The sequence below is a fragment of the uncultured Arthrobacter sp. genome (genome assembly GCF_902805515.1).
Classification (GTDB): Bacteria; Actinomycetota; Actinomycetes; order Actinomycetales; family Micrococcaceae; genus Arthrobacter_D.
This window is the reverse complement of sequence record NZ_CADCTE010000110.1, coordinates 26,882-38,583: the sequence shown is the minus strand read 5'-3', so window position 1 is coordinate 38,583 and position 11,702 is coordinate 26,882. Positions and strand designations below refer to the sequence as shown.

Annotated in this window: 8 protein-coding genes and 1 tRNA gene; 6 read left to right on the top strand and 3 right to left on the bottom strand. The window is 66.7% G+C overall.

The window, feature by feature from the left end:
- Positions 1–2,689 (bottom strand): pyruvate dehydrogenase (acetyl-transferring), homodimeric type (aceE, locus tag QZX79_RS09865; RefSeq protein ID WP_294568018.1); only part of this gene is annotated, 2,689 nt, incomplete at its 3' end.
- Between the two features lie 429 nt (positions 2,690–3,118).
- On the opposite strand from aceE, the gene QZX79_RS09860 reads away from it, so the two are divergent.
- The 5 genes from QZX79_RS09860 to QZX79_RS09840 all read left to right on the top strand — a co-directional run bounded on the left by QZX79_RS09860 (position 3,119) and on the right by QZX79_RS09840 (position 8,075).
- Positions 3,119–3,538 carry a DUF3052 domain-containing protein gene (locus tag QZX79_RS09860; RefSeq protein ID WP_133402205.1) on the top strand — a complete coding sequence of 140 codons (420 nt, stop codon included), beginning with the start codon at positions 3,119–3,121 and terminating at the stop codon, positions 3,536–3,538.
- A 1-nt stretch (position 3,539) separates the two neighbouring features.
- Positions 3,540–4,013, top strand: coding sequence for a redoxin domain-containing protein (locus QZX79_RS09855; protein ID WP_294568015.1), 474 nt, complete (start codon positions 3,540–3,542; stop codon positions 4,011–4,013).
- Between the two features lie 104 nt (positions 4,014–4,117).
- Positions 4,118–4,969 (top strand): NAD-dependent protein deacetylase, encoded by an 852-nt coding sequence (locus tag QZX79_RS09850; RefSeq protein ID WP_294568031.1) that lies wholly within the window; start codon positions 4,118–4,120, stop codon positions 4,967–4,969.
- Between the two features lie 121 nt (positions 4,970–5,090).
- Positions 5,091–5,166 (top strand) — tRNA-Val (locus QZX79_RS09845).
- A gap of 446 nt (positions 5,167–5,612) precedes the next feature.
- Positions 5,613–8,075: an Ig-like domain-containing protein gene (locus QZX79_RS09840; protein ID WP_294568013.1), complete on the top strand. Its 2,463-nt coding sequence runs from the start codon at positions 5,613–5,615 to the stop codon at positions 8,073–8,075.
- Positions 8,076–8,201: 126 nt separating this feature from the next.
- Here QZX79_RS09840 and rlmN read toward each other — a convergent pair whose 3' ends face one another.
- The gene (rlmN, locus tag QZX79_RS09835; RefSeq protein ID WP_294568011.1) at positions 8,202–9,416 is read right to left on the bottom strand and encodes a 23S rRNA (adenine(2503)-C(2))-methyltransferase RlmN; all 1,215 of its coding nucleotides are present in this window, start codon (positions 9,414–9,416) and stop codon (positions 8,202–8,204) included.
- Positions 9,417–9,604: 188 nt separating this feature from the next.
- Here rlmN and gndA point away from each other — a divergent pair, with 188 nt between their 5' ends.
- A complete protein-coding gene (gene gndA / locus QZX79_RS09830; RefSeq protein WP_294568009.1) occupies positions 9,605–11,041 on the top strand; it encodes an NADP-dependent phosphogluconate dehydrogenase in 1,437 nt (478 codons plus the stop codon).
- Between the two features lie 64 nt (positions 11,042–11,105).
- Here gndA and epsC read toward each other — a convergent pair whose 3' ends face one another.
- Positions 11,106–11,693, bottom strand: a complete 588-nt coding sequence (gene epsC, locus QZX79_RS09825; RefSeq protein ID WP_294568007.1) for a serine O-acetyltransferase EpsC — start codon at positions 11,691–11,693, stop codon at positions 11,106–11,108.
- Between the last annotated feature and the right edge of the window lie 9 nt (positions 11,694–11,702).

The window sequence follows — 11,702 nt, the reverse complement described above, 5'->3', positions numbered from 1 at the left end:
TGGCATCGCGCGGGGCGTTGCTGTCGACCTCGCCGCGGCGGGCGAGCATCTCCAGCGCCCGGACGACGACCGAGTGGCTGTCGATCTTGAAGAACCGGCGCGCGGCGGCGCGGGTGTCGGAGAACCCGAACCCGTCGGCGCCGAGGGTCGCGAACTCGTTGGGCAGGAACTGCCGGATCTGGTCCGGCACCGCCTTCATAAAGTCGCTCACGGCGACGATCGGGCCGGTGGCGCCCTCGAGCTGCTGGGTGATGAACGGCTTGCGGGCCTCTCCGCCGGGGTTCAGGAACGCCTCCTCCTCGGCGGCGAGCCCGTCACGGCGCAGTTCGTTCCAGGACGTGACCGACCAGACATCGGCGGATACGCCCCAGTCCTCGGCGAGGATCTGCTGGGCCTCCAGGGCCCAGGGCACTGCCACGCCGGAGGCCAGCAGCTGCGTGCGCGGACCGTCGACCTTCGCGGGCTTGAGCAGGTAGATGCCCTTGAGCAGGCCATCGACGTCGAGCTCCTCGGGTTCGGCCGGCTGAACGAACGGCTCGTTGTAGACCGTGAGGTAATACATGAGGTTCCGGTCGGACTCCGAACCGCCGGAGTTTTCGCCGTACATCCGCCGCAGCCCGTCACGGACGATGTGCCCGATCTCATACCCGTAGGCCGGGTCGTAGGTGACGACCGCAGGGTTGGTCGAGGCCAGGATCGGCGAGTGCCCGTCGGCGTGCTGGAGGCCTTCGCCGGTGAGCGTGGTGCGCCCGGCGGTGGCTCCGATGATAAAGCCGCGGGTCATCTGGTCGGCGGCCGCCCAGATCGAGTCGCCGGTGCGCTGGAACCCGAACATCGAGTAGAAGACGTAGACCGGGATCAGCGGTTCGCCGTGGGTGGCGTAGGCCGTGCCCGCGGCGGTGAAGGCGGCCATGGAGCCGGCCTCGTTGATGCCCGCATGCACGATCTGGCCCTGGATCGACTCCTTGTAGGCCAGGACGAGGTCGCGGTCCACCGACAGGTAGTTCTGGCCCTTGGGGTTGTAGATCTTCGCCGTGGGGAAGAAGGAGTCCATGCCGAAGGTGCGCGCCTCATCGGGGATGATGGGCACGATCCGGTTGCCGAACTCCTTATCCCGCATCAGGTCCTTGAGCACGCGCACGAACGCCATGGTGGTGGCGGCCTGCTGCTTGCCGGAGCCGCGCTTGGCGACCTCGTAGGCCTTCTCGCCCGGGAGGGTGATCTCGGTGTGCTTGGTGCGGCGCTCGGGGACGAACCCGCCGAGCTCACGGCGGCGCTCCAGCAGGTACTTGATCTCCGGCGCGTCCGGGCCCGGGTGGTAGTACGGCGGGTTGTAGAGATCGTTGTCGATCTGCTCGTCGGTGATCGGGATCCGCAGGTGGTCCCGGAACGCCTTCAGGTCCTCGGCGGTGAGCTTCTTCATCTGGTGGGTCGCGTTGCGGCCCTCGAAGTGCGGACCAAGGCCGTAGCCCTTGACGGTCTTGGCCAGGATCACCGTGGGCTTGCCCTTGAACTCGGTGGCCGCCTGATACGCCGCGTACACCTTGCGGTAGTCGTGGCCGCCGCGCTTGAGGTTCCAGATCTCGTCGTCGCTCAGGTCCGCGACCATCGCCTTGGTGGCCGGCGACTTGCCGAAGAAGTGATCCCGCACGAACCCGCCGGACTCGGTCTTGAAGGTCTGGTAGTCCCCGTCGGGGGTGGTGTTCATGATCTCCACCAGCGCGCCGTCGTTATCCTTCTCGAGCAGCGAATCCCACTCGCGGCCCCAGACGACCTTGATGACGTTCCAGCCGGCGCCGCGGAAGAATGCCTCGAGCTCCTGCATGATCTTGCCGTTGCCGCGCACCGGGCCGTCGAGGCGCTGCAGGTTGCAGTTGATGACGAAGTTCAGGTTGTCGAGGTTCTCATTGGCGGCCAGCTGCAGGAGGCCGCGCGATTCGGGCTCGTCCATTTCGCCGTCGCCCAGGAACGCCCAGACCTGCTGGTCGGAGGTGTCCTTGATGCCGCGGTTGTGAAGGTAGCGGTTCGACTGCGCCTGGTAGATGGCGTTCATCGGACCGATGCCCATGGACACGGTGGGGAATTCCCAGAACTCGGGCATCAGCCGCGGGTGCGGGTAGGAGGAGAGCGCATGGCCCTCCTTCGACTTTTCCTGACGGAACCCGTCGAGGTCCTCTTCGGTGAGGCGCCCTTCGAGGAAAGCCCGGGCGTACATGCCGGGGGAGGCGTGGCCCTGGAAAAACACCTGGTCCCCGCCGCCAGGGTGGTCCTTGCCCCGGAAGAAGTGGTTGAACCCGACTTCATACAGGGTCGCGGCACCGGCGTAGGTCGAGATGTGCCCGCCCGCGCCGATCTCCGGCCGCTGGGCCCGGTGCACCATGACCGCCGCGTTCCAGCGCATCCATGCGCGGTACTTACGTTCGATCTCCTCGTTGCCGGGGAAGTCGGGCTCCTGATCGGCCGGGATGGTGTTGACGTAGTCCGTGGTGGTTACCATCGGAACGCCGACGCTCTGGGCTCCTGCCCGCTGGAGCAGCGAACGCATGATGTACTGCGCCCGCTCGGTGCCCTGGGTGCGGATCAGCTGATCGAGGGACTCGATCCACTCCGCTGTCTCCTCAGGGTCGCCATCGGGCTTGCCCACGGTCAGACCACTCAAAATATCTGCCGTACCTTCTTCTGCAGCCACGCGAAAACCTCTCCACTTGTCGCCGATGATGTCAGCGACGCTTATGACTTTGTGCTTCGGATCGATTGCCCGAATGATTGTGCAGGTCCGGCCGGGGGCTGATTAACCGAGGCCGTTCACCGAATCACTCTATCGCCGCGGCGGGTCGGATGCGTAGCCGCGGCTTCGCGCTGGGCGAAACCGCGGACCACAGGGCTGCGGCCGCCCGCCGGTGGATGCCGCGCCAGGGGGCGGTTCCCGACGATGGACGGGGGGAGGGCGCAGCGGTAAAGAGGGCGCGGTGCCGGCGGATGGGGCGCGCAGCAGCCCGGGCAAAGGTCATGCCAGCTTGAAGCGTGGCGTATAAAGGTGTTGGCTGGTAGTAATACAAGACTACCTTTGTGCGGATTCGTCACCTGGACGGTCCCGGCGTTCTTCAGGAGGAACTAAGTGAGCGAGGCCGAAGCCGCCACTGCAGTAAGTGTGGCGGGCAAGTTGGGTTTCAAGACCGGTGACCTTGTTCAGGAGCTCGGCTACGACGAGGACGTCGACTTCGACTTCCGCGACGCGCTCGAGGCCGACATCGGGTCGGAGCTTCTGATGGAGGACGACCAGGATGTCGTGGACGGCGTCATCCTGTGGTGGCGCAACAACGATGGCGACCTCGTTGATGCTCTCGTCGACGCGCTGGTTTCCCTCGGCGCAGGCGGGGTCATCTGGGTCCTCACCCCCAAGCCCGGACGCGAGGGCTACGTGGCTCCGTCCGAAATCCAGGAGGCCGCGCCCACCGCAGGGCTCCACTCAACCTCCTCCGCGGGGGTCTCGAAAGAATGGGCCGCAACCCGCCTGGTGAGCCGGCGGAAGCAGTAACGTGACGAGGCTCCCTGTACCGGGTGAGCCCGCACCCGATGCCCAGCTGGTGAACCAGCATGGCGAAACGGTTCGCCTGAGTGCCCTTCGGGGTGCACCCGCGGCGCTCGTGTTCTTTCCCTCGGCCTTCTCCCGGGTCTGCACCCGGGAACTGGCGGACCTCCAGGCTTCCCGGGGCCTCTTCGCTGCCCATGGCGTGCGGCTGCTCGGTATCTCCGCCGACTCCAAGTACACCCTCCGGGCCTATGCGGAGGCCGAAGGCCTCACCTTCGATCTCCTGTCCGACTTCTGGCCCCACGGCGCCGCGGCCCAGGCCTTCGGCGTCTTCGACACGCAGGCGGGCTCCGCGCGGCGGTTCACCTTCTTCCTCGACGCCAACGGTGTCGTCTCCTCCGTCGTCAGTTCCGGCCCGGGCGAGCCCCGCAGCGCAGCGGACTACGCCTCCGCCGTCGCCTCACTGGCGGGTGCGGCGTGAGCGTGCAGCCGGGACGGATTCCGTCCGGAGATCCCGTGCCGTCGGATCCGGCGGCCAATCCGCGTTTCGGACTCACGGGATTCGCGACGGACGGCTCCGCCGCGCTGGCACCTCTCGACGCTAATGCTGTAGCCCGGATCGATGCGGCCGTGGAACTGCTCTCCGGCCTGCGGCTTGCCGTCCTGACCGGTGCGGGCCTCAGCACCGATTCGGGCATCCCCGACTACCGCGGGCCGTCGTCGCCCCCGCGCAACCCGATGACCTACCAGCAGTTCGTCGGCGATGAAGCCCTCCGTCGGCGGTACTGGGCCCGCAACCACGTGGGTTGGCGCCACCTGCGCCATGCCGACCCCAACCCGGGCCACGCCGCCGTCGCCAGGCTCGAGCAGCGCGGGCTGATCACCGGGCTCATCACCCAGAACGTGGACCGGCTCCACTCGACGGCCGGCAGCGTCAACGTCATCGACCTCCACGGCACCTACGACCGGGTTGTCTGCCTCAACTGCAAAACGCAATTCCGGCGGGCTGAGATCGCCGACCTCCTCGAGGAGCTCAACCCGGGCTACCTCGAGCGAGAGGCCGACGCCGGGGACGTCGCCCCCGACGCCGACGCCGATGTGGACGACACCGCCGATTTCGTTATCGCACCGTGCCCGGTCTGCGGCGGGATGCTCAAGCCGGATTTCGTCTACTTCGGCGAGAACGTCCCGAAGGACCGGGTTGCCGAGGCCTACCGCATGGTCGACGAGGCCGGGGCCCTGCTGGTCGCCGGGTCCTCACTCACCGTGATGAGCGGACTGCGGTTCGTCCGCCACGCGCACAAGGCGGGGAAGCCCGTGGTCATCATCAACCGCGGCGCGACCCGCGGGGACGACCTGGCGACCCTGCTCATCGACGCCGGGGTCTCGGAGTCATTGACCTACCTCGCGGAAAGGTTGCCTGCGCTGGAGAATTGAGCGCGGACTGCCCGTAAGCCGGGTGCCAGCGATTGGCGCGCGCCGTCGGTCATCGGGTAGAGTCAGTCTTCGGAATGAGCGCTCCTCCGGATGTTCCCGGCGGCGCTGCAGGCACGAATTTGGGTCTTTAGCTCAGCTGGTAGAGCGCCACGTTTACACCGTGGATGTCATCGGTTCGATCCCGGTAGGACCCACCACCGAAACCCCGTTCTCCCGGCTTGGAAGCCGCGGGAACGGGGTTTCTGCGTTCAGTGCGGCTTTTCCATGAAGGACCAGGCACTGCTGTCCCACGGAAGGCCGTGGACACCAACATCAGCACTTCGACTGCGGCCGTATCGCGCGGCGGCCGACTCCGCCCCGGGTGAATCAAGCAATCAGGGTAGAGAGTCCCACCAATTTAGGGTAGACAGTCACGCCAATTCCCGGTAGTAACCGTCTCCAATTAGGGTATGGAGTCGTTCCAGATTGGGTTGCGCTCGACGGATCGCCCGCTCCAGACTTGACGCACTGGGGATCCATTTTCAATTCCAAGGGGCGACTTGTGTTGGACTCTGCTTTCTTCTCACTTCGCCGTCGTGGTGACGGCCACGGGATTTCTCAACCTGGCTCACGACGCAGGGGTGGTCCGCGTCTCCGCGGGCCGATGAATCTGCGGATCAATGCGGTGATGACGGCGTTGCTCGTTGCAGTGGGCGCCTTGGTGATGCCGGTGGCGGCATCGGGCGCGACCGGCGATGTTGGGGTCGAGGGTCCGTCGCATTCGGGGACGGGGACGCCGACGGGCACCAAGCGGGCCACGAGCAATCTGTGGTTCCACGACGGGTCGTGGTGGGGCAACCTGTGGGACACGTCAAGCTCGGACTTCCATATCTTCCGGTTCAGCCCGTCGACGAACTCGTGGGTGAATACGGGCGTGAAGACCGATACGCGGTCGAGCACCCACCATGACGTGCTGTGGGACGGGTCGACCCTGCATGTGGCGAGCTACCGGTTCGTCAACGACGGCCTGCCGGCCGAGCCGAACTACCCGACGACCATGAGGCGTTATAGCTACAACGCGAGCAGTAAGACGTACACGCTGCTGAGCTCCACCCAGATCAACAACCAGCGCGTTGAGGCGCTGACCATCGACAAGGACTCCACCGGCCGGGTCTGGGCCACCTGGCAGCAGGGAAACCGGATCTACCTGAACGTCACCGGCACCGACGGCAAGACCTGGGGCACGCCGTTCGCGCATCCTGCGGGGCTGAGCAATGTATCGGTGGACGACACCTCTGCTTTGGTGGCCTACGGACCCGGCAAGATGGGTCTGATGTGGAGCCGGCAGGTCGGTGACTCCACCGACGGCATGTACTTCAGCTTCCACAACGACGGAGCCTCAAGCAGCACCTGGTCCACTCCCGTAGCGGCGGTGTCGGGGCAGCGCAGCGGTGATGACCATATGAACCTAAAGTGGCTGGACTCTTCGGGTGGCCGGGTCTTCGCCGCCATCAAGACGTCGTACACGTCGTCGTCCCAGCCGCTGATCCAACTGCTGGCCTTGAACAACTCAACGTCCACGTGGTCGGCGCACACCATTGCAACCGTGGCCGAATGCCCGAACCGGGTGATCGTCCTGATCGACGAGAGCACGCAGAGGCTGCGAACCTTCGCCACTTACCCCAAGCCCAGCGGCACGACCAACGCCGGTGCCTGTACCAGCTCAGGTGGGGCCATCTACGAGAAATCCACCCCGCTCAGCACGATCAGCTTCACCACTTCGAAGACGGCGCGGATCGTTGACGCCGACCAGTATGTCCACAACGTCACGTCGACGAAGCAGAACATTAATAGTTCGCGCGGCACGGCCAACAGCGGTCTGCTGCTGCTCGCCGATGTGAACGCCACGAGCCGGTACTGGCACTACTACGATGGCAGCGGCGGCAGCGGCGGCGGTGATACGACGGCTCCGACGGTGACGGCTACCTCCCCGACCGCTGGCGCGACGGGGGTGGCGGTGACGGCGAACGCGACGGGGACCTTCTCGGAAGCGATGACTGCCTCGACGATCACCACCTCCACGTTCACGCTGACGGCGCAGGGATCGACGACGCCGGTGCCGGCCGCAGTGACCTACAGCGGCAATGTTGCGACATTGAACCCGACGTCGGATCTGGCGGCGGGCACGACGTACACGGCAACGATTAAGGGCGGGTCAACCGGCGTGAAGGATGCGGCCGGCAACCCGCTGGCGACGGACCGAACCTGGACGTTCACCACCGCGTCCGCTGGTGCTGGTGATACGACGCCTCCAACGGTGACTGCGACCTCCCCGACCGCCGGCGCGACCGGTACTGCGGTGACGGCGAACGCGACGGGGACCTTCTCGGAGGCGATGACTGCCTCGACGATCACCACCTCCACGTTCACGCTGGCGGCGCAGGGGTCGACGACGCCGGTGCCGGCAGACGTGACCTACAGCGGCGATGTGGCGACGTTGAACCCGACGTCGGATCTGGCGGCGGACACGACGTACACGGCGACGATCAAGGGAGGGTCCACCGGGGTGAAAGATGCTGCCGGTAACGCGCTGGCATCGGACAAGACGTGGACCTTCACCACCGCTGCCGCGGGCGGCGGCGGGACCCCTGAGACCGTCACGCTCAATGCCACGGCCGACAGCTACGTGGAGAGCGGGACGACGGGCACGAACTATGGCACGTCGACCATGCTGGGTGTGGACGCCAGCCCGGTGGAGGTCTCGTACCTGAAGTTCGACCTGTCTGCCTATGCCGGCAGGACGCTGGAGAGTGCGACGCTGCAGCTGCGCAGCGCCGGCAGCGGGTCGGTTGGTACCCAGAACGTCAAGCTGGTCGCCAATGACGCCTGGACCGAGACGGGAATCACCTACAGCAACAGGCCGACGCTCGGCAGCAGCATCGGCACACTGGGCCCGACCTCGGCGAACACCAACTACAGCGTTCCGCTGACGGTCAGCGGCGTGACGGGTGAGCTCGGCCAGCAGCTTTCCCTCGGCATGGACTCCACCAACAGCGACGGCCTTGACCTCAACTCCCGGGAGGCCGGCAGCACGGTGGCACCGAAGCTGGTGCTCACCTTCAGGTAGGAGCAGGCCGCACGCATTAATGACGGGCACACCTGAAAACGACGACCGCACCGGATAAAACCGGTGCGGTCGTCGTTTTCGGGTGCGCGGGACGCTTTGGGGCGCGGCAGTCGTTTTCGGGCTGCGTCAGTCGGCCGCGGCGAGCTGCCCGCAGGCCCCGTCGATCTCCTGGCCGCGCGTATCGCGCAGCGTGGTCGGGATCCCGGCGTTGCGGAGCCGGTTGATGAACTCCGTAGTGACGGCGGGCTCCGAGGCTGTCCAGATGGAGCCCGGCGTCGGGTTCAGCGGGATCGGGTTGACGTGCACCCAGCCGCGGCCGCGCTTGTTCAGCTTCTTGGCCAGCAGATCCGCACGCCAGGGGTGGTCGTTCATGTCCTTGATCAGCGCATACTCGATGCTGACCCGGCGCCCCGTGGTGGCGAAGTAGTTGTAGGCGGCGTCGAGGGCCTCATCCACCTTCCACTTGGTGTTCACGGGAATCAGTTCGTCACGCAGCTCGTCGTCGGGAGCGTGGAGGGACAGGGCGAAGGTGACCGGAACGTCCTCGGCCGCGAGCTTGTTGATCGCGGGCACCAGCCCTACCGTCGAGACGGTGATGTGCCGGGCCGACATGCCCAGGCCTTCGGGGGAGTCGTCGACGAAGCGGTGGACGGCGGCCATCACGCGCTTGTAGTTCGCCAGCGGCTCGCCCATGCCCATGAAGACGATGTTGGTGACACGGTCGGCGTCATGCCCGCCGTCGGTGCGGGTCCCGCCGAGCTCTCCCGCGGCGAGGACGCGGTTAGCGGCGACAACCTGGTCAACGATCTCGGCGGTCGACATGTTGCGGGTCAGCCCAGCCTGGCCGGTGGCGCAGAAGGGGCAGTTCATGCCGCACCCGGCCTGTGAGGAGACGCACAGGGTGACCCGGCCGGGGTAGCGCATCAGGACGGACTCGACGAGCGCGCCGTCGAACAGCCGCCACAGGAACTTGATGGTGTCGCCGTTGTCGGTCTTGAGCTGCTTGACCTTCGTGAGCAGCGGCGGGAACATCGCCTCCACCATTTCCGCCCGGCCCGCCTTGGGCAGGTCGCTCATCAGCTCGGGGTCGGTGGTGTAGTGGCTGAAGTAGTGGGTCGAGAGCTGCTTGGCCCGGTACGCCGGGTAGCCGAGTTCCTTGAGCCGCTCCTGGCGTTCGGTGAGGGTGAGGTCGGCCAGGTGCACCGGCGGCTGCTTCACGCGCGGTGACTTGAACTGGAGCAGCGGACGCCCGTCGCTGCCGACGACCGGGGCGGCGCCCTCCACCTCCGGGCGGACCTGGGGGCGGGAAGCGGGAGCAGGGGAAAGAGTCGCGTCAGTCATCGGTTCCATTGTTTCATGACTTGTTTCCCGGCGAGTCCGCAGCCGGCGGCGAATGTTACCGAGGCCATATGCCGTCCTGTGGCTTCCGGAGCGCCGCCGGTAATAGGCTGAGGAGTAAGGGATGGGGGCGAAGAGGCCCCCACTCAGCGCAGGCGCCAACGACGCGCCTCGAAGCATCGGAGAAATCATTGAGTGCACAAATTGGAGTGACCGGGCTTGCCGTCATGGGAGCCAACCTCGCCCGCAACCTGGCCCGCAACGGCTACACCGTGGCCCTGCACAACCGGTCGATCGAAAAGACGGACGCCCTGCTCGAGAAGTACGGCCACGAGGGCGACTTCATCCGCACCGAATCCCTCCAGGAGCTCGTCGACTCCCTCGAAAAGCCCCGCCGGGTCCTGATCATGGTGAAGGCCGGCAAGCCGGTTGACTCCGTCATCGATCAGCTCGTACCGCTGCTCGAACCCGAGGACATCATCATCGACGCGGGCAACTCCCACTACGAGGACACCCGCCGGCGCGAGGCAGCGCTGGCCGAGAAGGGCCTGTTCTTCGTCGGCGTCGGCGTGTCCGGCGGCGAGGAGGGCGCCCTGCTGGGGCCCTCCATCATGCCCGGCGGCTCCCGTAAGTCCTACGAGTCGCTCGGCCCCATGCTCGAGAAGATCTCGGCCAAGTACAAGGGCGAGGCGTGCTGCGCGTGGATCGGCACCGACGGCGCCGGCCACTTCGTGAAGATGGTCCACAACGGCATCGAGTACGCCGACATGCAGGTCATCGGCGAGGCCTACGACGTCCTCCGCTCGGCCGGCGGCATCGAACCGGCCGAACAGGCCGACATCTTTACCGAGTGGAACAAGGGCACCCTCTCGTCCTTCCTCATCGAAATCACCGCCGAGGTGCTCCGCCACACCGATCCGCGCAGCGACAAGCCGTTCGTCGACATCCTGGTCGACTCCGCCGGCCAGAAGGGCACCGGACGCTGGACGGTCGTCTCGGCGCTTGAGCTCGGCAGCCCGACGTCGGGCATCGCCGAGTCCGTGTTCGCCCGCGGCCTGTCCTCCCAGCGGGAGCAGCGCGTGCTGGCCCAGGAGACGCTGAAGGGCCACGAGTCGAGCGTCGAACTGCCCGAGTCGTTCGTCGAGGACGTGCGCCTTGCCCTCTACGCGTCGAAGATCGTCAGCTACGCCCAGGGCATGGACATGCTCGGCGCCGCCGCGAAGGAGTACGGCTGGGAGCTCAAGCTCGACGAGATCGCCTCGCTCTGGCGGGCCGGCTGCATCATCCGCGCCGAACTGCTCGACGACGTCATGAAGGCCTACGCCGGCGCGGACCGCCCGGCCAACCTGCTGCTGGCGCCGGCCTTCACCGACGCCATCGCCGAGGCCGTCCCGGCCTGGCGGCGCGTCGTGGCCACGGCGGTGCAGCTGGGCATCCCCGTGCCCGTCTTCTCCTCGTCGCTGGCCTACTACGACGGCCTGCGCCGCAAGCGCCTGCCCGCCGCCCTGACCCAGGGACTGCGCGACCTCTTCGGCGCCCACACCTACAACCGGGTCGACGCTGAAGGCACCTTCCACACCCAGTGGAGCGGCGACCGCTCCGAGATCGAAGCCGTGGACACCCACTAGTCCAACCGGCTTGGACACGAGAAAGGCCCCGGGAAACCGGGGCCTTTCTCGTGGAGGGCGAAAGCTAGATGTAGATGGCCGGATCGACGTATTCGGCCGGATCCACGGCGGGAAGGGTCTCCCGGCGGGCGTCACGGTGGCGGTAGGTCGCGGGGATCCCGGTGATGATCGATTCCGGCGGCGTGCTCTTGACGACGACGGCGTTGGCTCCTACGGCGCTGCGGGCCCCGATGGTGATGGGTCCGAGGATCTTCGCCCCGGCGCCGATGGTGACGCCGTCGCCGATGGTGGGGTGGCGCTTGACCTTCTCCAGCGACCGCCCGCCCAGGGTGACGCCCTGGTACATCATGACGTCGTCACCGATTTCGGCGGTGCCACCGATCACGACGCCCATGCCGTGGTCGATGAAGAAGCGGCGGCCGATGACCGCCGCGGGATGGATTTCGATGCCGGTCGCGGCCCGGGCCAGCTGGGCCAGGATGCGCGCCGGAAGGCGCAGGCCCGGCCGGGTCCACATCCGGTGCGTGAGCCGGTGCACCCAGATGGCGTGCAGGCCGGAGTACACCAGGGTGTTTTCGACCGCGCCGCGCGCCGCTGGGTCGTGGGTGCGGGCCGTCTCCAGGTCCTCGTGCAGTCTCCCTAAAAAGCTCAAGGCTTCCTC